Annotated in this window: 24 protein-coding genes; 13 read left to right on the top strand and 11 right to left on the bottom strand. The window is 73.1% G+C overall.

The window, feature by feature from the left end; genetic code table 11:
* Positions 1–234 precede the first annotated feature (234 nt).
* The 6 genes from ACIF6F_RS08890 to ACIF6F_RS08865 all read left to right on the top strand — a co-directional run bounded on the left by ACIF6F_RS08890 (position 235) and on the right by ACIF6F_RS08865 (position 6,399).
* The gene (locus tag ACIF6F_RS08890) at positions 235–1,191 is read left to right on the top strand and encodes an ABC transporter substrate-binding protein (RefSeq protein WP_399943266.1); all 957 of its coding nucleotides are present in this window, start codon (positions 235–237) and stop codon (positions 1,189–1,191) included.
* On the top strand, positions 1,188–2,153 hold the full coding sequence (locus tag ACIF6F_RS08885) for an amino acid ABC transporter permease (RefSeq protein ID WP_399943264.1): 966 nt from the start codon (positions 1,188–1,190) through the stop codon (positions 2,151–2,153). Before ACIF6F_RS08890 ends, ACIF6F_RS08885 begins: the two co-directional genes overlap by 4 nt.
* Positions 2,154–2,161: 8 nt before the next feature.
* Entirely contained in the window at positions 2,162–2,914 is a 753-nt protein-coding gene (locus ACIF6F_RS08880; protein WP_399943491.1) for an amino acid ABC transporter ATP-binding protein, read from the top strand.
* Complete coding sequence (locus ACIF6F_RS08875) at positions 2,911–4,125, top strand: M20 family metallopeptidase (RefSeq protein WP_399943262.1); 1,215 nt, start codon at positions 2,911–2,913, stop codon at positions 4,123–4,125. The genes ACIF6F_RS08880 and ACIF6F_RS08875 overlap by 4 nt, the downstream gene beginning before the upstream one ends.
* A gap of 11 nt (positions 4,126–4,136) precedes the next feature.
* Complete coding sequence (locus ACIF6F_RS08870) at positions 4,137–5,432, top strand: cyanophycinase (RefSeq protein ID WP_399943260.1); 1,296 nt, start codon at positions 4,137–4,139, stop codon at positions 5,430–5,432.
* Positions 5,433–5,529: 97 nt separating this feature from the next.
* Positions 5,530–6,399 (top strand): MurR/RpiR family transcriptional regulator, encoded by an 870-nt coding sequence (locus tag ACIF6F_RS08865; protein WP_399943258.1) that lies wholly within the window; start codon positions 5,530–5,532, stop codon positions 6,397–6,399.
* A 66-nt stretch (positions 6,400–6,465) separates the two neighbouring features.
* Here the strand turns inward: ACIF6F_RS08865 and ACIF6F_RS08860 are convergent, their stop codons facing one another.
* The 3 genes from ACIF6F_RS08860 to chrA all read right to left on the bottom strand — a co-directional run bounded on the left by ACIF6F_RS08860 (position 6,466) and on the right by chrA (position 9,011).
* Positions 6,466–6,663 carry a CsbD family protein gene (locus ACIF6F_RS08860; protein WP_399943255.1) on the bottom strand — a complete coding sequence of 66 codons (198 nt, stop codon included), beginning with the start codon at positions 6,661–6,663 and terminating at the stop codon, positions 6,466–6,468.
* Between the two features lie 96 nt (positions 6,664–6,759).
* On the bottom strand, positions 6,760–7,500 hold the full coding sequence (locus tag ACIF6F_RS08855) for a class I SAM-dependent methyltransferase (protein ID WP_399943252.1): 741 nt from the start codon (positions 7,498–7,500) through the stop codon (positions 6,760–6,762).
* 98 nt (positions 7,501–7,598) lie between these two features.
* A complete protein-coding gene (chrA, locus tag ACIF6F_RS08850; protein WP_399943250.1) occupies positions 7,599–9,011 on the bottom strand; it encodes a chromate efflux transporter in 1,413 nt (470 codons plus the stop codon).
* Between the two features lie 213 nt (positions 9,012–9,224).
* Here chrA and ACIF6F_RS08845 point away from each other — a divergent pair, with 213 nt between their 5' ends.
* The 3 genes from ACIF6F_RS08845 (at position 9,225) to ACIF6F_RS08835 (ending at position 10,676) form a co-directional block, all read left to right on the top strand.
* Positions 9,225–9,716: a Chromate resistance protein ChrB gene (locus tag ACIF6F_RS08845; protein WP_399943247.1), complete on the top strand. Its 492-nt coding sequence runs from the start codon at positions 9,225–9,227 to the stop codon at positions 9,714–9,716.
* Positions 9,713–10,147 (top strand): chromate resistance protein ChrB domain-containing protein, encoded by a 435-nt coding sequence (locus tag ACIF6F_RS08840; RefSeq protein WP_399943244.1) that lies wholly within the window; start codon positions 9,713–9,715, stop codon positions 10,145–10,147. The genes ACIF6F_RS08845 and ACIF6F_RS08840 overlap by 4 nt, the downstream gene beginning before the upstream one ends.
* Before the next feature lie 82 nt (positions 10,148–10,229).
* Positions 10,230–10,676 carry a DUF6098 family protein gene (locus tag ACIF6F_RS08835; RefSeq protein ID WP_399943489.1) on the top strand — a complete coding sequence of 149 codons (447 nt, stop codon included), beginning with the start codon at positions 10,230–10,232 and terminating at the stop codon, positions 10,674–10,676.
* A 46-nt stretch (positions 10,677–10,722) separates the two neighbouring features.
* Here ACIF6F_RS08835 and ACIF6F_RS08830 read toward each other — a convergent pair whose 3' ends face one another.
* The 3 genes from ACIF6F_RS08830 to ACIF6F_RS08820 all read right to left on the bottom strand — a co-directional run bounded on the left by ACIF6F_RS08830 (position 10,723) and on the right by ACIF6F_RS08820 (position 12,134).
* Positions 10,723–11,100: an STAS domain-containing protein gene (locus ACIF6F_RS08830; protein WP_399943242.1), complete on the bottom strand. Its 378-nt coding sequence runs from the start codon at positions 11,098–11,100 to the stop codon at positions 10,723–10,725.
* A gap of 16 nt (positions 11,101–11,116) precedes the next feature.
* Complete coding sequence (locus ACIF6F_RS08825) at positions 11,117–11,512, bottom strand: DUF2267 domain-containing protein (protein ID WP_399943240.1); 396 nt, start codon at positions 11,510–11,512, stop codon at positions 11,117–11,119.
* A gap of 193 nt (positions 11,513–11,705) precedes the next feature.
* Positions 11,706–12,134 (bottom strand): Hsp20/alpha crystallin family protein, encoded by a 429-nt coding sequence (locus ACIF6F_RS08820; protein WP_399943237.1) that lies wholly within the window; start codon positions 12,132–12,134, stop codon positions 11,706–11,708.
* Positions 12,135–12,329: 195 nt separating this feature from the next.
* On the opposite strand from ACIF6F_RS08820, the gene ACIF6F_RS08815 reads away from it, so the two are divergent.
* On the top strand, positions 12,330–12,962 hold the full coding sequence (locus ACIF6F_RS08815) for a hypothetical protein (RefSeq protein ID WP_399943235.1): 633 nt from the start codon (positions 12,330–12,332) through the stop codon (positions 12,960–12,962).
* 58 nt (positions 12,963–13,020) lie between these two features.
* Here the strand turns inward: ACIF6F_RS08815 and ACIF6F_RS08810 are convergent, their stop codons facing one another.
* On the bottom strand, positions 13,021–13,434 hold the full coding sequence (locus ACIF6F_RS08810) for a GYD domain-containing protein (protein ID WP_399943233.1): 414 nt from the start codon (positions 13,432–13,434) through the stop codon (positions 13,021–13,023).
* A gap of 132 nt (positions 13,435–13,566) precedes the next feature.
* Between ACIF6F_RS08810 and ACIF6F_RS08805 the strand changes: the two genes are divergently transcribed.
* Entirely contained in the window at positions 13,567–14,676 is a 1,110-nt protein-coding gene (locus tag ACIF6F_RS08805; RefSeq protein ID WP_399943231.1) for an MBL fold metallo-hydrolase, read from the top strand.
* A gap of 95 nt (positions 14,677–14,771) precedes the next feature.
* Here ACIF6F_RS08805 and ACIF6F_RS08800 read toward each other — a convergent pair whose 3' ends face one another.
* Complete coding sequence (locus tag ACIF6F_RS08800) at positions 14,772–17,132, bottom strand: hypothetical protein (RefSeq protein WP_399943229.1); 2,361 nt, start codon at positions 17,130–17,132, stop codon at positions 14,772–14,774.
* A gap of 128 nt (positions 17,133–17,260) precedes the next feature.
* Between ACIF6F_RS08800 and ACIF6F_RS08795 the strand changes: the two genes are divergently transcribed.
* Both ACIF6F_RS08795 and ACIF6F_RS08790 read left to right on the top strand, forming a co-directional pair.
* Positions 17,261–17,731 (top strand): CU044_2847 family protein, encoded by a 471-nt coding sequence (locus ACIF6F_RS08795; RefSeq protein ID WP_399943226.1) that lies wholly within the window; start codon positions 17,261–17,263, stop codon positions 17,729–17,731.
* 50 nt (positions 17,732–17,781) lie between these two features.
* Positions 17,782–20,124: a trypsin-like peptidase domain-containing protein gene (locus ACIF6F_RS08790; protein WP_399943223.1), complete on the top strand. Its 2,343-nt coding sequence runs from the start codon at positions 17,782–17,784 to the stop codon at positions 20,122–20,124.
* A gap of 16 nt (positions 20,125–20,140) precedes the next feature.
* Here the strand turns inward: ACIF6F_RS08790 and ACIF6F_RS08785 are convergent, their stop codons facing one another.
* The 3 genes from ACIF6F_RS08785 to ACIF6F_RS08775 are packed head-to-tail and all read right to left on the bottom strand — an operon-like array spanning position 20,141 to position 23,741.
* Entirely contained in the window at positions 20,141–21,130 is a 990-nt protein-coding gene (locus ACIF6F_RS08785; RefSeq protein WP_399943220.1) for a hypothetical protein, read from the bottom strand.
* Positions 21,127–22,404 (bottom strand): MFS transporter, encoded by a 1,278-nt coding sequence (locus tag ACIF6F_RS08780; protein ID WP_399943217.1) that lies wholly within the window; start codon positions 22,402–22,404, stop codon positions 21,127–21,129. The genes ACIF6F_RS08785 and ACIF6F_RS08780 overlap by 4 nt, the downstream gene beginning before the upstream one ends.
* Positions 22,404–23,741: a discoidin domain-containing protein gene (locus ACIF6F_RS08775; protein WP_399943214.1), complete on the bottom strand. Its 1,338-nt coding sequence runs from the start codon at positions 23,739–23,741 to the stop codon at positions 22,404–22,406. The genes ACIF6F_RS08780 and ACIF6F_RS08775 overlap by 1 nt, the downstream gene beginning before the upstream one ends.
* Between the last annotated feature and the right edge of the window lie 13 nt (positions 23,742–23,754).

The following is a 23,754-nucleotide window of genomic DNA, read 5'->3' as shown; positions in this document are numbered from 1 at the left end:
CCAAGTTCGTGCATAGATGTAACGAGGTAATCGACGGCCGATGCTGGAAGACCGGTCGATAAGCCGCATATCGGCGCGAAATCGAGACAGCCCGCCACCGTCCGGCACACTCACCCGCTCGTAACATGCGATACATCTAGTCAAATGCTGCGCGGATCTGTAACTTCCGGTGTGGCTCGCCAACGGCGGCCGTCCCCCGTGTCTCCACTCCTCAGTGAACGAGGTCCCTCAGCCATGCACACACGCACGAGATCCGTCCGCTTCCCCTCGGCCGCGGCCGTCGCGCTCGTCGGCTCCGCCGTCCTGACGGCGTGCGGAGGCAACACCCCCGCGCCCGGCGCGACCGCCCCTGCCTCCGTGGAGGTCGCCGGCGTGCAGGTCCTGAAGGACGCAGGCCTGCACGACGCGCTGCCGGAGGCGGTCCGCGCGTCCGGCACCGTCCGCGTGGCGACCGATGTCCCTTACGCGCCGTTCGAGATGTTCGTCAAGGAGGGCGAGAGCCGGCTGACCGGCCTCGACTACGACCTGGGCCAGGCCCTGGGCGCCAAGCTGGGGGTGAAGTTCACCTTCACGCCCCAGAAGTTCGACGGCATCATCCCGGCGATCCAGGCGGGCAAGTACGACGTGGCGATCTCCGCCATCACCGACACCAAGGAGCGCCAGCAGGTCGTCGACTTCGTCGACTACTCCCAGTCCGGCTCCGGGCTGCTGGTCGCCGAGGGCAACCCCGCCAGGATCACCACGCTGGACGACCTGTGCGGGCACCCTGTCGGGGTGCAGGCCGCCACCAACCAGGCGGACCTGCTCAAGGCCCATCAGGCACGCTGCACCGAGCTGGGCCGGCAGCCCGTCGACATCCAGACCTTCCCCAAGGACTCCGATGCCCAGCTCGCCCTGCGCGCGGGCAAGGTCGTCGCGGACGTCCTGACGAAGCCGGCCGCCGGCTGGACGGCCAAGACCGCCGAGAACGGCACCGCCTTCGACTCGGTGGAGGACCCGGCGGCCCAGGGCGGCTACAAGGCCTCGCCGAACGGCATCGCGGTGTCCAAGAAGCTGCCGCAGCTCACCGACGCGATCCAGAAGGCGCTGCAGCAGCTCATCGACGACGGCACCCTGACGAAGATCTGCGAGAAGTACGGGGTCGCCTCCATCGCGGTCAAGGAAGCCACGAAGAACGCGGGTGGCCGGTGACCGGCACCACCGCACCGACCGGCACCCCACCCCTGGCCACCGGCAGCGGCGAGGCACTCGACGTCGTCCCGGTCCGCCACTACGGCCGCTGGGCCGCGGCCGTAGGGGCCGTGGCCGCGCTGATCGGCCTGGTCGGGTCGCTGGCCAAGAACGACAACCTCCACTGGGACGTCGTCGGCGACTACCTCTTCGCCAGCCTGATCTTCGACGGGATGGCCACGACGTTGTGGCTGACCGCGGCCGCCATGGCGCTGGGCCTGGTGCTGGGCACCGTCATCGCGGTGATGCGGCTGTCCGACAGCCCCGTGCTGTACGGGCTCTCGTCGCTGTTCGTGTGGGCCTTCCGCGGCACTCCGCTGCTGGTGCAGATCATTTTCTGGGGCTACGCCGCGGCGCTGTACTCCCAGATCAAGATCGGCATCCCCTTCACGGGCGTCACCTTCGTCTCCTGGGACACCAACGCCGTCCTGACCCCGGCGGTGGCCGCCCTGCTGGCCCTGGGCCTGAACGAAGCCGCGTACGCCTCCGAGATCGTCCGGGCGGGCATCCAGTCCGTCGACCCCGGACAGGCCGAGGCCGCGCACTCGCTGGGCATGCGCCCCGGCCTGACCATGCGGCGGATCGTCCTGCCGCAGGCGATGCGGGTCATCATCCCGCCCATGGGCAACGAGACCATCAACATGCTGAAGATGACCGCGCTGGTCTCCGTGATCGCGGCCCACGACCTGATGAGCAACGTCCAGGAGGTCTACGCACAGAACTACCAGGTCATCCCCCTCCTGGTGGTGGCCAGTTGCTGGTATCTGGCGCTGGTCTCGCTGCTGAGCGTCCCGCAGGCCTGGCTCGAACGCCGGTACGGGCGGGGTACGACCCGCGGCCGGAGCACCCCGGCCCTTCAGCGGATGCTCGGCAGCGCGGGCACCTCGTGGACGCGTCGTACGAAGAAGGAGGCCGGGCGATGACCCGTCCCATGGTCCAGGCCCGTGGAGTCCACAAGAACTACGGAAGCCTCCAGGTGCTGCGCGGCATCGACCTCACGGTCGAGCGCGGCCAGGTGTGCTGCCTGCTGGGCCCGTCCGGGTCGGGCAAGTCGACCTTCCTGCGGTGCATCAACCACCTGGAGCGGATCGACGGCGGCACCCTGGCGGTGGACGGCGACCTCGTCGGCTACCGCCGCCAGGCCGGCAGGCTCCACGAGCTGCGCGAGCGCGAGGTCGCCGCGCGCCGCCGCGACATCGGCATGGTCTTCCAGCGCTTCAACCTCTTCCCGCACATGACGGCCCTGGAGAACGTCTGCGAGGCGCCGGTGAAGGTCGGCGGCGTCTCGAAGCCGGAAGCAGAAGCCGAAGGGCACCGGCTCCTGCAGCAGGTCGGGCTCGCCGACCGGGCGGGCCACTATCCCGGGCAGCTCTCCGGTGGCCAGCAGCAGCGCGTCGCCATCGCCCGCGCGCTGGCGATGAAACCGAAGCTGATGCTCTTCGACGAGCCCACTTCCGCCCTCGACCCGGAACTCGTGGGAGACGTGCTGGACGTGATGCGGCGCCTGGCCGCGGACGGCATGACCATGGTCGTCGTCACCCACGAGATCGGGTTCGCCCGCGAAGTGGCCGACACGGCCGTCTTCATGGACGAAGGGGTCGTCGTCGAAGCCGGAGACCCGCGCCAGGTCCTGACCGAGCCGACACAGGACCGCACCCGTGCGTTCCTGTCCAAAGTCCTGTGAGCGCCGCCACGCGGCCCCTGCCGTCCACGCGGACCCTGCGGGCCCGGGCCGCAGCCCGCCACAGCGAGTACCTCGCCGATCTCGCCGCGCTGGTGGCCATCGACTCCGGCTCCTACAGCCCCGACGGCGTCAACCGCGTGGCGGCCTGGCTCACCGACCGGCTCGAACGCTGCGGCGCCACCACCCAGACCGTCCCCACCGGCCGCCACCGGGGACGCGCCCTGGGCCATGCACTCGTCGCACGCAAGAAGGGCTCCCGCCCGGCGGCCGACGGCGGGCGGCGGATCCTGCTCGCGGGCCACATGGACACCGTCTTCGAGGACGGGACCGCCGCCGAGCGGCCCTTCAGCCTCGACGGCTCCCTGGCCCACGGCCCGGGGGTCAGCGACGACAAGGGCGGCCTGCTGGCCGGCCTGAGCGCAGTGGAGATCCTGACGGAAGAGGGCTTCGACGACTACGACGAGATCATCTTCTGGGCCACGCCGGACGAGGAGATCGGCTCGCCCGGCAGCTCCGCCCTGACCCGCGCGCTGGCCGCCGAGGCGGACTTCGCCCTGGCCCTGGAGTGCGCGCGGGAGAACGGCGATCTGGTCATCGCCCGCAAGGGCGTCGCCGAATACCTGATCACCGTCGAAGGCCGGGCAGCACACGCCGGCATCGAGCCCGAACGCGGCGCGCACGCCGCCCTGGCCGCCGCCCACCTGACCATCGCCCTGCAGGCCCTCAACGGCAGGGAAACGGATGCCACGATCAACGTCGGCGTCCTGCAGGCCGGCACCCGCCCGAACATCGTGCCCGACAGGGCCGAACTCCACGTCGAGGTCCGTGCAGCCGCCGCCGCATGCCTGGACCGCATCGGCCACGCCCTCGCGGACGCGGCCGCGCACCTGCGCGTCCCGGGCACCACAGCCACCGTACGGCAGCTGGACCTGTGCCCGCCGATGGAGCCCACCGAGGCCGGCCGCCACATGCTGGACCTCGCCCGCTCCGCCGCCGCAGAACTCGGCGTCACCTTCGGAGCGGCCCACACCGGAGGAGTCGGCGACGCCAACACCATCGCCGCCGCCGGCACCCCGGTCCTCGACGGGCTCGGGCCTGTCGGCGGAGCCGACCACTCCCCCCAGGAGTGGCTCGACACCGCCACGATCACCGACCGCGTCACGCTGCTGGCCCTGCTGATCGCCCGCCTCTGTCACACCACCGCCCCCTGAACGGAGCCCTCATGCCCGGCACCCGCTCACGGCGCAGCCTCATGGCCGCCACCACCGCGCTGCTCGCAGCCCTGACCATCCCCGCCGCCCACGCCACGCCCGCGTCCCGCCCCGCCGTCTCCGGCTCGTTGGTACTGATCGGCGGCGGCCTCAAGGCCGACAACGAGGCCGTCTACGGTGAGATCATCCGCCGCGCCGGTGGGGACAACGCCCGCATCGGCGTCCTGACGGCCGCCTCGGTGCCCGCCAGTCAGGACCCCCACGCCGACGACCCCGACCGGTGCAGCAATTCCGCCTGCAACGGCGCCTACTACGCGTCCCTGCTCACCCGGCACGGGGCGGCGGACGCGCAGTGGATACCCGTCGACCTCGACCACATCGCCAACGCCGACTCCGACGCGGTCGTCGCCCAGGTCAACTCCATGACCGGCTTCTTCTTCGGGGGCGGCGACCAGTACCGCTACGTCACCACCCTCCTGCACGGCGACGCGCACACCGACACCAAGGTCCTGGCCGCCATCCGTGCCAAGCTCGCCGCCGGCGCGGTCGTCGCCGGATCCTCCGCCGGAGCCCAGATCATGGCCGGCCGTGACATGGTCACCGGAGGCGAGTCCCACCAGGGGCTGCGCGACGGCAGCGCCCCCGGCTACTTCGACGACCCCACCCGGCTGGGCTACCTGCCGGCCGGCGGCTTCGGGTTCCTCCACTCCGGCTTGGTCGACACCCACACCGGCGCCTACGGGCGCGAAGGGCGAGCACTGCGCCTGGCCGCCGACACCGGCCACGACCGTGTCTACGGCCTCGAAGAGAACACCGCCCTGATCATCGACCGCCCCGGCACGCCCGCCGAGACCGCCACCGTCAAGGGCACGCGCGGCCTGACCATCCTGGACCTGCGCCACGCCCGCACGCGCACCACCACCGCCGGCTGGTCGCTCAGCGGCGCCCGCTACACCCACCTCACCGACGGCGACCGCTACCTCCCGCAGGCCTGGCGGGCAGTGCCCGCCCCCGGCAAACACCCCGCCGTCCCGGCCGGCGACACCCCGGTGCCCGCCAACGACGACGTCTTCCACTCCCCGGAGAACCCCACCGGCCGGCCCTACTCCCTCCTGGCCACCGCCCGGGCCCTGGCCGCCACCCGCGTCCAGCGCACCGCGACAGCCTCCACCTTCGAGACGAACCCGCGCTTCACCGTGACGCTGTCCACGCCTCCCGGACCGAGCACCTTGGCCTGGGCCCGGTCCACCGCGCCGTCAGAGCCTGCCACGATCACCGGCCTCACCCTCGGCGTCGCCCCCCACTGACCGGACGGCCGCCACAGCCCCCGGACAGCCGCGTCCGCCGCGCCTGGCACTAGGCTCGGCGGACGCGGCACAAGCCCCCCGAAAGGAACCAAGGACGATGAGCGGCACCCTGGCCGACCGCATCCGCGCCGACCTCGGCGAGCTCAGCCCCGCCGAACGCAAGGTCGCCCGCACCCTGCTGGCCGGATACCCCTCAGCGGTCTTCGAGACCGTCGCCGTCATCGCCGACCGCGCCGCCGTCTCCGCCCCCACCGTCCTGCGCTTCGCCGCACGCATGGGCTACCGCGGCTTCCCCGACCTCCAGGCCGCCGTACGCGCCGAACTCGACGCCCGCAACGCCTCCCCCATCGCGCTCTACGAAGCCGCCGGCCTGGGCAGCCTCCCCCACGACGACACCGGCACAGCCGGCCTCCCCGAGCAGGCGGACGCCGCCTTCACGCCCGCTCTGACTCAGACCTTCACCGAAATCCCCCCGCACGACTTCACGCGCGCGGTGGAACTCCTCGCCGACCGCAAACGCCACATCACCCTCGCCGGCGGCCGCTTCACCCACCTGCTCGCCCAGTACCTCGGCCTTCACCTGATGCAGCTGCGCGAGGAAGTCCGCTTCCTGCCCGAACGGCCGGTCGAACGCACCGCGGCCCTGACACAGCTGAACCGGCGCGACGTCGTCGTCCTGTTCGACTACCGACGGTACGAGGACGACAAGACCGCGATCGCCCAGCTCACCCGGGAGGCCGGCGGCAAGACCGTCCTCTTCACCGACCCCTGGCTCTCCCCCGCCGCCACCCACGCCGACGTCGTCCTGCCCAGCCAGGTCGGCACCATGGCCCCCTACGACAGCCTCGTCCCCACCCTCGCGGTCATCGAAGTCCTCATCGCCCACGTCATCAGCACGCTCGGCCCCCGAGCACACCAGCAACTCGGACAGAACGAACTGATCGCCCGCCGCATAGGCCTGCTCTGACACGCAGGTACGGCGGCCACCGCGCCGAACGCGCCGTGGCCGCCGTACCCGGAGCGGGCCGGCGAGTCAGGGCCGGCGGTCTCGGAGGGAGTCCTTGATTCCGCGGGCCTGCTCCTCGGCCTTGCCCGCGACCTCGCGGGCCTTGCCCTTGACCTGGTCGGTTTTGCCCTCGGCCTTCATACGCTCGTTGCCGGTCGCCTTGCCGGCGACCTCCTTGGCCTTGCCCTTGGCCTGCTCCATCTTGCCCTTGGCCTTCTCAGCCATGGAAAACACTCCCTTTCCGGAGAAACGGTCGATCGATGGACAAACTAGGCCAGATACGCAGAATTCGCGCGCGGAAGGCCGGCAGCACCGCGGGGCTCACGGTTTGCGGGTGACCCAGAGCAGCTCCGCCGGCCAGCGGTGCGCCCAGTCGGGCGGTTCGGTCTCGTTGTAGCCGTTGGATGTTCCGGGTTCCGGCCGTGGCTCGATGAGGTCGTCGATGACGAGGCCCGCGCCGCGGAGGACCCTGACCCAGTCACCGTAGGTGAGCTGATAGCTGGTGGCGCCGTCGCCTTCGGCGATGGCGTTCAGGCCGAAGTAGTCCTGCTGCAGGGTCGTGGTCACGCGGCCAGCGGCTTCGTCGTAGCACGCTTCGAACCATGGGCTGGCGACGTTGAACACCAGGCGCCCGCCTCGGGCCAGGACGCGTGCGGCCTGCGGGACGGCCAGGTGCGCCGGCGCCCAGCTGAGCCCGCCGAAGTCACAGAACACCAGGTCGAAGCTTTCGGCGGCGAAGGGGAGTTGTTCGGCCGCGCCCTGCACCAGTTGGTAGCGGCTCTCTCCCATCGCGCCAGCTGCCGCGGCGAGTTGGGCTTCGGACAGGTCGAGCCCGACGACGGTGGCGCCCTCCGCGGCCAGCGCCCTGGACCACTGGCCGGCGCCGCAGCCCAGTTCGAGGACGCGTTTGCCGGTGACGTCACCCAGGGCGTGCAGGTGCGCGTCGGGGATGGAGTACATGCCCCACAGCCGGGGCGTGGCGCCGATGCGCGGGTCGTGCTCCTCCTGGTAGGTGCTGCTGATCCGGTTCCAGAGCCGCCGGTTGGCGGGGATGCTGTCCACATCCCGACTCCAACACCGCACGCCGGAGGTCGTCAACACGATTGGGGAGCTTCACCCGCCTCAGCCTGTCGCTGAGGCGCGCATCGCTCGTCGGCGGGTCAGAGGCCGGGCAGGCCCACCAGGGCGGCGCCCAGGCCGAGGGCCGCGCAGATGCCCAGGGTGCGCAGGACGCTCCAGCGGAGTTTGAAGATCAGCACTGCGGCGATCACGCTGATCGCCAGGGCGGCGGGGCGCAGGGTGGTCAGGTCGGGCAGGGCGAGACTGACAGGGCCGAGGGTTTTGTCGTCGACGTCCGTGAAGAGGGCGTGTTCGGCGAAGTAGAGGGCGAGGTTGGCGATGACGCCGACAACTGCGGCGGTGATGCCGGTCAGGGCGGCGGAGATGCGGCGGTTGCCGCGCAGGCGCTCGATGTGGGGGGCGCCCAGGAAGATGAACAGGAAGCAGGGTACGAAGGTGACCCAGGTGGTGAGCAGGGCGCCCAGCAGCGCCGCGGCCCACGGGTCGAGGCCGCCGGGGTTGTGGTAGGCGCCGAGGAACGCGACGAACTGGACCACCATGATCAGGGGGCCGGGGGTGGTCTCGGCCAGGGCCAGGCCGCTGACCATGTCCTTCGCGCTGAGCCAGCCGTAGGTCTGCACGGCCTGCTGGGCGACGAAGGCCAGGACCGCGTAGGCGCCGCCGAAGGTGACCAGCGCGGTGCCCGAGAAGAACATGCCCTGGGTGGTGAACACGCTGCCCGTGCCCGTCAGCACGGCGACGGCCGCCACCGGGACGGCCCACAGGAGCAGGCCGATCGCGAGGATGCGCAGGGTGCGGCGGCGGCTGGGCTGCTCGTGGTGGAGCGCGTCGTCGGGGATCAGCGGAGCCGGCCCGTCGTCGGCCCCGTGTCCGCCTGAGGGCTTGAGCGCGTCGGGCTTGTGGCGGGCGATGAGCCAGCCGGCGAGGGCGGCTCCGGCGATGACCGCGGGGAACGGTACGGAGAACAGGGCCAGGGCCCCGAACGACGTGGCCGCCAGCCCGATCAGCAGCGGGTGGGTCAGGGAGCGCTGGGCGACCCGGGAGACGGCCTGGACGACGATCGCCACGACCGCGGGGGCAAGGCCGGCGAAGACGCCGGTGACGGCTGCCGTCGAGCCGAAGGCGACGTAGAGGGCGGACAGGGCGAGCAGGGCGAGGACGCCCGGCAGGACGAAGAGGGTGCCGGCGATCAGGCCGCCGCGGGTGCCGTTGAGGAGCCAGCCGGTGTAGATCGCCAGCTGCTGGGCCTCGGGTCCGGGCAGGAGCATGCAGTAGCTCAGGGCATGGTTGAACCGCTGCTGGCCGATCCAGCGTCTGTCCTCCACCAACGCCCGCTGCATGACGGCGATCTGTCCGGCCGGGCCTCCGAAGGTCTGCCAGGAGATCGCGAACCACGTGCGGGTCGCCTGCCGCAGGGGAATCACGTCAGTGCCGGCGGCGGCGCCGCCGTCTGCTCCGGCCCGGAGGCCGGGCGGCTGGTCGATGGCGGTCATCGGCACTCCCCTGTGTCCTGATCACACCGTGCGGCACGGTCTGGGTTCCGGACGGCTTCGGCATGCGCGATCGCGCCCCCACCCCGCCCACTGCGATGTAACCATGGTTGCATTAGAGGTCGGGTGGATTGAAGACGGAGTCCGGTGGATGGACATGAACAGCTTGTTGCAGCCTTCGGACACCACAGCAGTCGGCTCTTTCCGGAGCCTCGGGTGAGCGGCCCGGGCGCCGGGAGGCAGTGGGTGCTGCTCTCCTACCGCCTGCCGCGGGAGCCCTCCACCCCGCGGATCACGGTATGGCGCAAGCTCAGGCGGATGGGCGTCGCGCAGATCAGCGACGGCCTCGTCGCGTTGCCCGCGGACGCCCGTACCCGTGAGCAGGTGGAGTGGATCGCCGAGGAAGTCAGCGACCTGGGCGGCACCGCCACGGTGTGGATCGCGCATCCGGCAGCCGCCGGGGACGAGCAGCAGCTCGTCGAGGCCATGACGCAGGCCCGCGCGGCCGAGTACCGCCAGCTGCTCGCCGAAGCCCAAGCGGCCGGCGAAGGGGACGAGGCCGGAAGGCGGCGCACACTGGCCAGGCTGCGTGCCGAACTGCGGCGCATCCAGCGCCGCGACTACTTTCCCCCACCGGACCGGCAGTCGGCAGAACGAGCCGTCAGCTCCCTGCACCCCGCCAACACCACGGAAGAGAGCACCCCATGAAGTGGGCCACCCGCGCCGGCATCCACATCGACCGCGCCGCCTGCGCCTGGCTGATCGGCCGCTTCATCGACCCGGACGCCGAATTCGTCTTCGTCACCGACCCCGCCCACGTCCCCGCGGACGCCACCCCCTTCGACATGCGCGGCGCCGCACTCGGCCACCACCACGGCGACTGCAGCTTCGAGACCATCCTGCGGGTCCACCGGCTGACCGACGACCCCGCCCTGCGTCGCATCGCGGAGATAGTCCACGAAGCCGACATCGACGACGAACGCTTCAACGCTCCCGAGGCCCCCGGCCTCGACGTCGTCCTGCGCGGCCTGTCCATGACCGGCGACGACACCCACACCATGGCCATCGCCGCCCCGATCTTCAACGGCCTCTACGAGTACTGCCGGCGCGCCACCACCCTCGGCCGCGAACCCGCCTGACGCGCATCGACGCGCATCGAGGGGTACCGCAACCGAAGCGGGGTAACCGCAGGTGGTGCACGACGAGCACGTTTCGACTTCCATGCCGCGGGTCGGCTCGCTCGACGAGTTGACCGGTCTCGTCGCGGGACGCACCGGTGTGTACGTGCGGTGGTCGTTGGGGCCCGGAGCGGACCTTCCTTCGGTCAGCAGCCGCGACAACCTGACCGGGATCGCCATGCCCGGGCTGTCGGCGAACCCCCTGGACGTCGAGCCCTGGTGGGGTGAACGTCCGCTGCGCCTGTGGATCGCGCGCCGCCTGTACGACTACGCCCACCTGCCCGAAGCCGAGGACCGACGGGTGCGTCCGTGGCTGCTGTACGGCACCGAATGCGGGCGGGGCCCGGACAACGAGCCCCTCGTCATCGACGTGGTGCCGGCGGGGTGGGTGGACGACGCGGTGATCGAGGAGGCCGCCCGCGAGGTCGATGCGCAGCCTGGCGACTGGGGCACCCTGGACCGGACCGCACGCAGGCTGCGGCGCCCGTAGTCCGTGTGCCGGTGCCGTCGGTGTCCGCAGGATGCTCTGCCCGTGATCAGAACGGTGGCGCGGGTCTGACCGCGAACAGGGGCAACGTCCCGGTGAGCTCCAGCAGCCGCAGGAACTGCTCCCGGGGCGCGGCGAGGCAGAGCTCGTGCCCGAGGCGGGCTGCCTGTCTGCGCGCTTCGAGGAGGGCATGGAGGCCCGCGGAGTCGCAGAACGTCAGGTGCTGAAGATCGACCACCACGTGCCGGGATGTCGTACCGGCGGGGAGCGCATGGCGGAGGGTGAGCCGGAAGGTTTCGGAGCGGGCGATGTCCATCTCACCGTGCAGGCGGATGACGATCGTGCCGTCGAGGGCTGCCACCTCGATGCGCTCGCTGCTCAGGTCGTCCTCCCCGAGCGGGCCGTCGGCGCCCACACCGTGATCCATTGCACTGCCCCCCGGGTCAGGTGGTCTGGGGGTGGCCGAAGAGAAGGTCGTAGCCGGGAGGGAGCTGGAGCAGGATGCGGCTGAGGAGGTCCTCGTCGACGGCGTCGGCGACGACGCTGAGGACGGCGCTGACGTCCCAGGCGGCGGTGCGTTCGGTCGCGCCGTCGATCCAGGCGGCGGTGGCGCGTACGAACCGCTGCGGGTCCAGGGGTTCGGCGGCCTGGAGCGGGTTGAGCAGGATCAGGGCGTACGTCTCGGGCAGGCGGGCCGCGACCCGGGTGCGGTCCTCGCCGACGAGGTGGGCACCGAGCAGGGCGAGGACGACGCGCGCGGCGCGGTCGGCTTCCTGCTGGGAGGGGTACTCGCCGCGTTCTTGGACGCTGTGGATGAAGGCGTCCCATCGCAGGGTCATCGCTGACTCCTCCTCCGGCGCACTCTTGCGCCTCGCGCCCCGCGCGCGCTGGGGTGCGCGGGGCGAGGAACGGTGGCGGTGGAGGACGGGAGCGGGGGGAGGGGGTACTCCCGTCCTCCGCCAGGTGGCACCGCCGGCCGGGAAGCCCGGCGGTGCGGTTGCGGCGCGGGACGGCGCGCGCGGGCAGCGGGGTTCAGGCGTTGAGCTGCTTGCGGCCGCCATCGCCGATGGCGATCTTGCGCGGCTTGGCGCGTTCGGCGATCGGGATGCGCAGGGTGAGCACGCCGGCGTCGTACTCGGCGTCGATGTGTTCGGTGTCGAGGGTGTCGGCGAGCATGACCTGCCGCGAGAAGACGCCCAGCGGACGCTCCGAGAGCTCCATCTGGGCCTGCTCCGACCTCGCCGCGGGGCGGCGCTCGGCCTTGACGGTGAGCATGTTGCGCTCGACGTCGATGTCGATGGCGTCCTTGGCCACACCGGGGACGTCGAAGGCGATGACGTACACGTCCCCGTCGCGGTACGCGTCCATCGGCATCGCGGACGGCTTCGACCACGTGCCCGGGCCCATGAGCTGCTGGGTGAGGCGGTCGAGCTCCCGGAAAGGATCTGTGCGCATCAGCATGGAAACCTCCTGATGTGTCTGCAATGGGTGCCAGTGCGCTTCAGGCTCTTCTGTTCTAGCATGTCATCGAAACGATGACAATCCAGTCTGGCATCCAATGGATGACGAGCCGGGAACGCGGACGCGCCGTGCCCGCCGATGCCCCGCTGCCGACCTTGTGGAGGTTCCATGCCCCGTGGTTCATCACCTGCCGGGATGCCGACCGGCTCACCCGCTTCGTTCCTCGCCGCGGCCACCGCGCTGGCGGCCGTGGAACGGGAGCTGCGCGACGCCCACGACGCGGCCGGCACCACGACCGCCGAACCGAGTCAGGCCCTGGCCGCGCTGATGCTGCTGCGCGAGGTCCGCGAGCAGCTCGCGGGCTGGGAGTCCGGTCTGATCGAGACGGCCCGGGCCGCGGGCGCCAGCTGGGCCGACCTGGCAGGCCCCCTCGGCGTGGCCAGCCGCCAGGCCGCCGAACGCCGCTACCTGCGGCTGCGCCCGGGCGCCGAGGGCGCCACCGGCGAAGAACGGGTACAGGCCACCCGCGACCGCCGCGCCGCCCAGCGCTCCGTCAACGCCTGGGCCCGCGACCACGCCGCCGACCTGCGCCAGATCGCCGGACAGGTCAGCGCCGTCACCGGCCTCGACGGCCCCGGCCACGATTCCGTCGACCAGGTACGCCGCGCCCTGGGCGGGCCCGACCCCGCCACCCTGCTCGGCCCACTGGCAGCGGCAGCACCCCACCTGCGCCCCCACCACCGCGGTCTCGCCGACCGCATCGACACCCTCATCCGCCAGACCGACCGGCTCCGCACCGACAGCAACGAACAACGCCGCACCCGCTGACCGCCGGCAGCCGACAGCCGGGCGAGGGGGCCGGCGTTGAGGCCGCGGCAGGCGCTTCTCACCGCTCGGCCCCAGGAGCCCGGTACCGGATGTGCTCGGCTCCGGCGAGGGCGTCCAGGGTTTCCTCGACGGTCAGGAGAACGGTCGTCTCGAACGAGCTGAGCGCGCCGCCCCCACTGATCGCCAGCGCCACCGAGGCCATGGACACGTTGTCCGGCGCCTCCCACAGGTGGTAGCCGTCGTGCGTGCCGAAGGCGTACCAGCGGGTCGTCGTCCGCCATCCGCCCAGCCCCCTCCCGGTCGCGCCCCGCTCATTGTGTTTGCCGCGCACACCGGCGACCACCGCAACGGCGAAGTCCCGGCCGGGGCCAGGGGGTGCACATCGGCGCGTCACCTCGGCAGCGTGCCGTCCGACGGAGTGGTTGATCCGCATCGGCTGCGCAGGTCGGAGCAGCGGCTCAGCGTGGCTCATCGATCCGCCACGGCGGGGGCACCTAGATTTGCCCCGCCCTTCCAGTCTGCGTCGTCTACGGGTTGCAGTGGGCTGCTCCGAGGCAGGAGGGCTGCCACACCCTCGATTCGGACGCACGCTTCTGGGAGAGCCATGACGAAGACTCCCGGCGGGGAACCCGTTCCCCCCGTCACTCACGACCCGGCCAGCCGCCGCGACTTCCTGAAGTACTCGGCCCTGGCGGCGTCGGTACCCGCGCTCCAGTCCGTGCTCGCGAACCCCGCTGCGGCCGCCGCCCCGGGCGCGTACGCACCCGTGCCACCCACCGCCATCGGTCCGCAGATCCCCGCGAAGGGCTATCTGGTCCAGGAGATCGGCAAGCGCCTGTACTGGCTGACGGACGGCTTCTACCAGATCATGTTCCTGGTGACCGAACGTCACCAGGGCCGGAAGCAGAGGGTCATCGTCGTGGACGCTCCCCCGACGCTGGGGGGCAACATCCTCCGCGCGATCGAGGAAGTGGCGCCGGGCGCCCGCATCAGCCACCTGGTGTACACGCACTACCACGCGGACCACATCGGCGCGGCGGACAAGCTCCGCGCCGCGGGCGTCCCGAAGCCGGTGATCATCGCCCACGAGCAGACCGCCCACCTGCTGCGGCGGGTACCCGAGTCCAGCCGGCCGCCGTTGCCGACCCGCACCGTCTCCAGCCGCTACCGCCTGGAGGTGGACGACCAGGTCCTGGAGCTCCACTACAAGGGCCCCAACCACAGCCAGGACAACCTGTTCGTCCACGCGCCGCGGCAGAAGGTCCTGAACGTCGCGGACATCGTCTACCCCGGCTGGGTCCCGTTCAGGAACCTCGTCGTGTCCACCGACATCCCCGGCTGGCTCAAGGCGCACGACCAGATCCTGGAGTTCGACTTCGCGACCTTCATCGGAGGGCACCTGACCCGGCTGGGTACGCGGCAGGACGTCGAGATCCAGCAGGAGTACCTGCGCGACCTGGAGCACCACGGCAGGAAGGCCATCACCGAATTCGTCGACGTGGGCTACCTCTTCGCCAAGTACCCGGGCAACGCATGGGCCATTTTCAAGGAGTACCTCGACATCCTCACCCAGACCACGGCCGATGCCGTCACCCCGGCCTGGACCGGCCGGCTCGGCGGCGCCGACGTCTTCACCTACGACAACGCCTGGACCATGGTCGAATCCCTGCGGCTCGACCACAAGGTCCTCGGCCCCTTCGGCACCCGACCCTGAGGTGCCCTGCGGTCCTGTGATGACGGAGGAACGCCGGCGGCGGCGCTGCACCGCGCCGCTCCGCGCCACCGACGGGCGGTGGGCGTGGCGGTCGGTCAGCCCTCGCGGGATTCCCTCGGGGCCGCGGGGCGGGGAGGAGGCGGTGGCGGCAGCATGCGGGTCAGGAGGAGGCCCCGGTCGGCTGCGAAGGCGGGGTCTGCCTGGTACTCCTCGTGGCCCCTGATCGGGGTGTACAGCGGGTGCTGGTCGGAACGCTGCACGGAGAGCGGATCCCGGGTCAGCGGGCTGTCGACCGTGCTCGCCGGATCCTGGATCACCGGCCCGCCGATGGGGTCGGTGGTCCGGTAGAGGTTCCGCCAGGCGAGCACCTCCCGCTCCAGCCGGCGAAGCGCCTCCGGTCCCAGGTACGCGGGGAACCAGCGTCCGTGGACGCGCGCGAGCGGCGACCCGTAGGTGAGCAGCGCCAGCCGGGCGCGTACGACCGGTGCCAGCTGGAAGGCCGCCGCGGCCGCGAGCACGGCACCGGGCCCGTGCGCGGAGAGCAGCATCCGTCCGCCGAAACTGCGGGTCCAGGTGGTCAGCCGCCACTGGATGTCCGGCACGGCCCGCTCGGCCAGGCAGGGCGGCCCGTACGGATGCGCGCCGCGCGGCCAGAACGTGCCCAGGTCCCACAGCAGTCCCACCGAACGCCGGGCGGCCGGCCAGCGGTACGCCAGCCAGCCGGCCGTCACCAGCAGGCCCACCAGCACCGGGCCGAACCAGGTGCCGGTCGTCAGCAGCCAGTGCGACCAGCGCAGCAGGCCCGCCGGTGCCTCCGCCGTGTCCGGCGCGCAGCCCCGGAGTTCCAACAGCGAGGCGTAGAGCAGGAAGACGAACGACACCACGCCGGCGAGCCCCACCAGGACCGGCGCGGCGTCGGTGAGCCGGGCGCCGGCGAGGGCACGGACGATCTCCTTCCTGCGCTCCGGCTCCACGTGCTCGTGCCGGTACTCCGCCTCCACCGAGAAGGCCAGGTCCCGGGCCTGACGGCGCAGCGCGATCCAGGACCAGAGGGCGAAGTACACACAGGACATCGCAATCATCTGCGTGACGCCGGCGCCGGCCCGGAGCGCACTCGGCGTCCCCTCGACCGGGCACGCACCCGAAGGCGGCGGGCCGCCCAGCAGCAGCGCCTCGGTGACCGTGGCCGGCACCGAGCCGAGCGCGAGCGCCAGGGCGCAGGCGAGCACCGCCACCGTCGGCCCGGCGAAGCCGGCCAGGACCGGCCGGGGGACCGGGTGCCGCCTGCGCGCACCGAGGCAGCAGACGGCCAGGGCGACGACCAGGAGCACCTCGGTGCACAACAGCAGGGCGAGCAGTGGGCTCAGACCCGGCAGCCCGACCGCCGTACCGAACATCGCGGTGCCGCCGGCGGGCTGGACCGCGGGCGTCCAGCCGGCCCGCGGCCACAGGGCGTACCCGGCGGCCAGCAGCAGGAGCCCGGCTCCGACGGCCGGCTGGAGGCGCGGGTACGGATCCATCCGCTGGTCGAGGACCCGGCTGCGCCCCGCCCGCGCGACCTCCACGAGTGCCACCGCGGCGGAGACCAGCACCAGCACGCCCAGCACCGTGCCCGCCGCGTGGGCCGCGGCGGAGCCGTCCTGCCGGTCGTACGTCAGCACGGGAGCCAGCAGGAGCAGGGAGACCGTCGCCAGCCCGAGCGCGGCGTGCGCGTACCGCAGGCGTGCCACCTGCCTGCGCCCGAACCACATGCCCGCGCCGGCCAGCGGGGGCTCGCCGGAGGCGGACCCGTGGTCCTCGCCGTACGTCTCCGCCGGCCGCAGTGCCTCGGTCCTGGCCCAGTTCTTCCTGCTCAGCCGGGCCAGCAGCGCCAGCACGGCGACCGGAAGCAGCGCGCCGAGGACCAGCGGGGGGCCGGGCCTCCCCCACCAGGCCTCCGGCGAGAGGACGAACAGCCAGGCGTGCCGGTCCCGGCACGCCGCATCCGTGACCGCGCACTGCCACACCGCCAGGTCCATCGACACCGTGGCGGCCGACGCGACCAGCTGGACCGTCAACGCCGCCCCGAGCAGCCGCGAGAGCACCGCGTACGCCCGGGCCGGCGGCCGGCCGGCGGGCCCCTGCGGCCGCATCCAGCAGACCAGGTTGACCAGCAGCAGCGGCAGGAGGGTCAGCCACAGGCCTCGGGCGAACGCCGCCCCCGGGCGGTTCTCCCAGGTGTACGCCTCGGTCACGACCTCGGTCCGGCCGCCGGCCCGGTCGGCGTGTTCCGCCTCCAGGTCGTCGGCGCGGCGATGGATGCCGGTGGTCCGGTCGCCGAGGATCTGGACGGTGTGCGGGTCGCCCAGCATGTGCTCCGGGGTGGCCAGCGGGGTGCCGGGGACGACGAGTTCCAGGGTGGGGGGCCGTCGTTCCGCGCGTCGCGCCCGCCCCCGCGGGCCCCGTTCTTCGTCCATCGACCCCCCTCGTGCCCTGGTGCGACGCTACTCTGCCGCAGGGGCTGCGTACGCGGGTTGGGGGAAACGGGATGGCGGCGGACGAGGTACTGACGGCTGTTCAACTGCCCGACGGAACACATCTCTTGATGCGGGCCGTGGACGTGGGCCCGCTGCCCGGGGGACCCGCCGCGGCGGCCGGTGAGGCGACCGACGGGCCGGTCGAGGAGGAGGTGGGCCTCCTGAGCTTCAACCTCGACCAGGTCACCGCCTCGATCGGGACGTTCGCGCAAGGGGTCACGGCCGCACTGCGCCGCGCCCAGCCCCACCGCCTGACGGTCGAGTTCGGCTGCCAGGTGGGCGTGGAGGCCGGTGGCCTGGTGGCGCTGATCACCAAGGGCACCGCAGAGGCCTCGCTGACCGTGACCATGGAGTGGGACTGGACCGCTGCGGGGGCGCCGGGCGCCGCGGACGGGGACGGTCCCGCGGCGCCTCTCGCCGAAGGCGCACCATCCGGGGGCGCACCATCCGGGGGCGCACCGTCCGGGGGCGGCCCGACCGAAGGCGGCCCGGCGGGAGACGGCCCTGCCGGAGGCGGCGGCTCCGGCCGGCAGGGCTGATGCCTCCGGGGCCCGGTGCCTGGGCCGGGATCACATCGGCGCTGTCCCGGGTGACGGTGGCCCTGAGGACCTCCGCGACGGGTGCGCAGGCCGTGGGCACGGGCTTCTTCGTCGGCCCCGGACTCGTCCTGACCTGCGCCCACGTGGTCCGGCCGGGCGGCCGGCCGGCCGAAACCGTGAAGGGCACCTGGCACCTCGACGGCCGCGCGCACGAACTGTCCTTCGCCGTGGCGGACATGGACGTCCGGCCGTTCGACCGCCCCGAGCACGAGGGCGGCCCCGGCAGCGGCGAGGACCTCGCCCTGATCCGGGTGGCCGGGGGCGCCCCGCTGCGGCAGACCTGTCCGGCGCTCTCCCGCTCCCCCGCCCTCCCCCGCGAGGGCGTGCGGCTGTACGCGTACGGCCACCCCGGGCACGACTACGCGCGCGGGGACAGCTACGCCCTGCGCGTGGTGGGCCAGTCCCTGCACAGAGGCGGCGCCCGGCTGCTGAAGGTCGCCGGCTCGCAGGTCTGGCCCGGGGCGAGCGGGTCCCCGGTGATCGACGAAGCGACGGGCTGCGTGGTGGGCGTCCTGCGGGCCCGCCAGCAGCGCACCTCCCCCACGGCCGACGACGAGGCCCGGCTGATCCCGGTACAGGCCGTCCGGAAGGCCTTCCCCGAGCTCGCCGAAGCACAATGGGCCGGCTACCCGCCACTGCGGGACTGGCTCGCGCTGCTCTCCGACGAGCAGCTGCGCACGGCCGAGTGGGGCGAGGCGGCGGGGGCGAGGCGCCGGGACTACCTCCGGCTGCTGCACGACGCCGCCGGGGAGAACCCGTACGTGGAGGCACTGTACACCGCCCTGCGCGGCCGCCCCGCGGGCGCCGCGGCCTTCGTCGCGGACCTCAGGGTGCCGGTACGGGCCAAGCCCGGCCACGGCTCCGAGGGCCCGGGCAGCGGCTGCCGGCCACTGGACACCGCGGCCCTGCTGGGCGGCGCGCATGTCGTCGGGGACGCCGGCACCGGCAAGACCACGCTGCTGCGGACCGTGGCCCGCGACGCCGCGGGGGCCTGGCTGGGCGGCACCGTCTGCGAGTACGTACCGGTGTACGCGGCGGCGCCGGTGATGGCCGACCGGATCGCCCACTCGGCCTGGGCGCCGTACAGCTGGCTCTCGTACGCCGTGGACCAGGGCCTCATCGGGGCCTCGGCCCGGAACGCCGCGGACGTGCGCGCGGGCAGCGCCACGCCCGCGCCGGACGAGCTGGAGAATCCGCCGTACCCGGCCCGCAAGTGGCTGGTCCTGGTGGACGGCATGGACGAGGTCGACCCCCGACGGCGTGCGCAGGTCGAGAACGCGGTGCTGACCTTCGCCAATTCCCCGCACTGCACGGTGGTGGTCACCAGCCGCGACGGCGACTGGGTGCGCAGCCTCGACGGCGCCGGGCTGGCCGGGATGCGGCTGTGCGGACTGACGGACGAGGTGCGCCGCGAGCTGGCGGCCAAGGCCCTCGCCGCCTTCGGGGCGGACGCCGGGCCGGCCGAGGTCACCGCCCTGCTCGACCGGCTGGAGCAGGTGGGCCTCGCGGAGCTGGCGATGCGTCCGATGCTCTGCGTCGCGCTGTGTGCGCTCTACCTCTCGGACGGCGTGGCGGGCCTGACCGGTGGCCGCTTCACCCTGTTCGAGCGGCTCACCGGGCACCTGCTGGCGGGCGCGGGCCGGCGCGGAGGCGACGCCGCCGCGTTCCCCGAGCGGGAACTGCGGTCCGTTCTGGAGGAGTACGCGGGGGTCCTCACCGAACCGCCACCGGGGCCGCGCCCCACCCTCGACGAACTCATCGCGCGGATGCCCTCGAAGGAGCCGCTGCCGGGCGGGGCGGGCTGGAACGGCTCCGTGCGCTCCCACCTGCACGGAGCAGGCCTGCTGGCCTCGGCGGAACCGGGCGGGTCCGGCCGCCACGCCTTCAGCCACGCCCTGTTCGCCGACTACTTCGCCGCCTGCCGCTGGGTGCGCGACCGCACGCCGGACGAGCGGGCGGTCCGCCAGGTGGCCGAGGACTGCATGAAGCGGGACCGGGAGTCGTACGCGCTGTTCCGCGCGGCCCGGCTGATCGCGGCCGAACCCGCCCTGGTCGATGCCGAGTTGCGGTCGTGGCGTCCGCTGCGGCGCCGGCAGGCGGCCGTACTCGTGGCCAAGCTCGCCCTGGACGGCGCCCCGGTGGGCCCCGGCCTCCTGGACACGGCGGTGGCGGTGCTGGAGCGCTGGGGCAGGAGGTCCGGCCCGGGTCCGGCACCGGTCTCCCCCGGGCGGCCCACGGACGCGGCCTGGCCCCGCTGGGCGGCGGCGCAGGCGGCGGCGCTGCGCGCCCGGGGGCTGCCCGGCTCCGGCCGCCTGCCCCTGATCACGCGCTGACGCGGCGCTACCGGCCTCACTTCGGCACCGCGGGTGAGGACGCGCCCGCCGCGAGGCGGTCGGGTGCGCCCGTGCCGTCCGCGGGGACGGCCCAGACCGCGCCGTCGTGTGCGTACGCGACGGAGTCGGGGGTGGCCCAGGCCGCCTGGTCGTCGACGGAGCGGGGTTCGGCGAGGGGGTGGTCGCGGAGGGTGGCGAGGTCGAGGACGTGCAGGCGCCAGGGCGCGCGGGGGTCGGTGGAGACCTTCTTCTTGTAGGCGATGCGGGTGCCGTCCGGGGAGAGCGAGGGGCACTCGACGTTCTCCTTGAGGGTGCGCGCCGCCCACTTCTTCAGGTCGCCCTCGACCAGGTGGGTGCGGCCCCGGGTGGCGACGGTGGCGTAGAAGCGGTTGTCGTCGGCGGCGAAGGTGACGCCCCAGTAGTTGACGTCCGGGGCGTGGTGGCGGCGCCCGTCGAGGGTGAGCGGGATCTGCTCCATGTTCTTGACCAGGTAGCCGGTGCGCAGGTCGAGGATCGAGGTACGGGTGGAGAACGCGGAGGTGGCGTACGAGTCGCCGCTCGCGAAGGTGGTCCAGGCCAGGACCTTGCCGGAGGCCGAGACGCGGGCGCGGTTGGGGATCCCGGGCAGGCTCATCCTGCGCACCTCGCGCAGGCGCCGGTCCAGGACGAGGACGTACGTACGGGCAGGCACGCCGGGGCGCAGTTGCAGGCACAGCGCGGTGCCGCCGGCGGCGTGGAAGCGGTCGCAGCGGGGGCCGAGCGGCATGCGGCCGCCGGGGGCGCCGGGGTCCTGGCGGGCGACGCGTCCGGTGGCGGTGTCGCGGAACCAGAGGGCGCCCGGGGTGCCCGTGTCCAGCATGAAGCCGGTGTCCGGGGTCGCGGTGCCCGGGTCGGGGCGGGCGCCGGCGGCGCGCACCGTGTAGGCGGTGGCTCCGCCGGCGAGGAGCAGGACGCCGAGGAGCAGTGCCCACAGGCGGCGGCGGTTCGGGGCGGGCTCGGTGGTCAACGGGAGGACCCCTTCGGGGAGTGCGGCGGGGACGGCGGGGACGCGGGCCGGCGGTCGGGCGGGAGCAGGCGGCTCGCGACGCACATCGCCGCCGCGAGTCCGGTGAGGGTGATCAGGAGCGCGGGGGTCGGCCCCCACAGCGTCCAGGCGGCTCCGAAACCGGCTGCGGCGCCGACCTTGGCGAGGGCCTGGGCGGTCTGGACGAGTGCGAGCCCGCCGGCCCGGCTTCCGGGCGGCAGGAGCGGACCGGTGAGGGCCATCAGGACGCCGTCGGTGGCGGCGTAGAAGACCCCGATCGCGAGCGGGACGCCCACCAGGAGCAGGGCTGCGGGCAGCGGCGCCAGGAGCAGGCCGAGGGCCAGGAGCAGGGCACCGTGTCCGTACAGGAAGGGGGCGCGGCGCCCGACGCGGTCGGCGAGCCGGCCGGCCGGTACGGCGAGCAGGAGGTAGACCGCCGAGGCGCCGAGCGGCAGGAACGGGAACCAGGTGGCGGCCAGTTCGGTCCGCTGCTGGAGCAGCAGGTAGAGGAAGGCGTCGCCGACGGTGGCGCCGCCGAGGAGCGCGGCGCCGAGCGCGATCCGGCGTACACCGGGCAGCCGGAGCGGCGCGGCCAGGTCGCGCAACCGGTGCGCGCCGCCGACCGGTTGTCGCCGTCCGCCGGGGACCAGGACCACGAGGAGCAGCACACCGAGCAGCCCGGTGCAGAAGCTGACGACGAAGACGGCGTCGTACGCGTCGGCGGTGGCCCACAGGAGCGCGAACGCGGCAAGGGGGCCGAGGAGGGCGCCGGTGGTGTCCATGGCGCGGTGCACGCCGAAGGCGCGGCCGAGGCCGTCGGGCGGGCTGTCGAGGGTGATCAGGGCGTCGCGCGGGGCGGTGCGGATGCCCTTGCCGAGGCGGTCGGCGGCGAGGGCCGCGGCGATGCCGCCGGTCGCGCCGCCGGCGAGCAGCAGCCCGAGCCGGGAGCAGGCGGAGAGCGCGTAGCCGGCCCCGGCGACCGCCTTGTGGTGGCCGCCGCGGTCGGCCGCGTGGCCGCCGGCGAGCCGGACGAGCGCGGTGGCGCCGGTGAACAGGCCGTCGAGGAAGCCGAACTGGAGAGGGGTGAGGCCGAGGCCGACGACCAGGTAGAGGGGCAGCACCGCGGTGACCATCTCGGACGAGACGTCGGTGACGAGGCTGACCGCGCCCAGGGCGAGGACGGTGGCGGAGACCCGCCGCCGCGCCCCGGAGGGGGCGGGCGACGCGTCCCGGCGACCGGTGGTCGCGAGGTACATCAGTGGCAGGCGCGGGTCGGGCCGGTGTCCTTGACCTGGCCGTCGGTGCCGACGTACTGCCAGGTGTAGGTCGTGTCGGTGAGGTCCAGCCTCAGCACCCCGTAGGGGCCGCTGATCCGCCTCTGGCTGTGGGGCTGGACGTTCTCGATGGGGTACGGCTCGGCGCCGCCCGTGCCGGCGACGATCTCGACGATGCCGTCGGCGGTGGCCCGGCCGGAGGGGTCCTGCGGGGCGAAGCGCTCGTAGTGGTGGTCGTGGCCGTTGAGGACGAGGTCGGCCTTGGCGGCGTAGAGGATCTGCCAGACGGGCTTGGAGACGGGGTCGTTGCCGTGGCCGCCGGAGGAGTAGAGCGGGTGGTGGAAGTAGGCGGCGACGCAGCCCTTGGTGGTGCGGGCGAGGTCGTTCTTGAGCCACTGGATCTGGGCGGGGTCGTCGAAGGAGTTGGAGTCGAGGGCGAGGAAGTGCCAGTTGCCCTCGTCGAAGCTGTAGTAGGGCTTGCCCTGGGGGTAGGCGATCGCTCCGAAGTACGACTTGTAGCCGGCGTACGCTCCGGCCGGGTCGTACGTCTCGTGGTTGCCGGGGACGGGCCGCGTCCTGGCCTTGAAGGCGCCCCAGGTCTTGTCGTAGTAGTTGCGGTAGTCGGACAGGCGGGCGTCGTCGTACTGGTTGTCGCCCATCGTCAGGTAGAACTTCGGGTTGATGCGCTGGGCCTGCGCGGCCGTCCGGGGGTGGGCGCAGGAACTGCTGGAGGCCGTGCACTGGGCGGCGATGTCTCCGGCGGCGACGACGGTGAAGGCGCCGGTGCCGGGCGGCGTGGTGTCGCCGGGCGTCCCGTAGACCTCGGCCTCGTAGAGGGAGTAGCCGTACGAGGTGCCGCGGGCGGTGCCGAAGACGCGTACGTAGCGCCCCTTGGCGTTCAGGGCGGTCCAGTCGTCCGTGCCCCCGTTGCCGGCGGACTCGGTGGCGAGCGTGGTCCAGGCGGAGCCGTCGGCGGAGATCTCGATGCGGTACGCCTTGCCGTAGGCGGCCTCCCACTTGAGGCGGACGCGGGAGACGGTGGCGGTGGTGCCGAGGTCGACGCGGAGCCACTGGGGGTCGGAGCCCTCGGCGCTGGCCCAGCGGGTGGCGGGATCGCCGTCGAAGGCGTTGGCGGGGGTGAACTCCGAGGCCTCGTCGGAGGAGGAGGCGGCCGGCCTGCCTCGGGAGAGGAGCGGGTCGGCGGCCTCGGCACGGCCGGTGGACGCGAGGACGAGGACGCCGGTGACGAGGAGGACGGCGGCGAGCAGCAGGGACAGGGTGGTGGTGCGGCGTGATGGGGCGGAGGCGTGCGGTGGCATACCTGTGACTCCC

The organism is Streptomyces sp. NPDC086023 (genome assembly GCF_044540325.1).
Classification (GTDB): Bacteria; Actinomycetota; Actinomycetes; order Streptomycetales; family Streptomycetaceae; genus Streptomyces.
The sequence above is the reverse complement of the archived record's forward strand: the minus strand, read 5'-3'. Positions and strand labels throughout refer to the sequence as shown.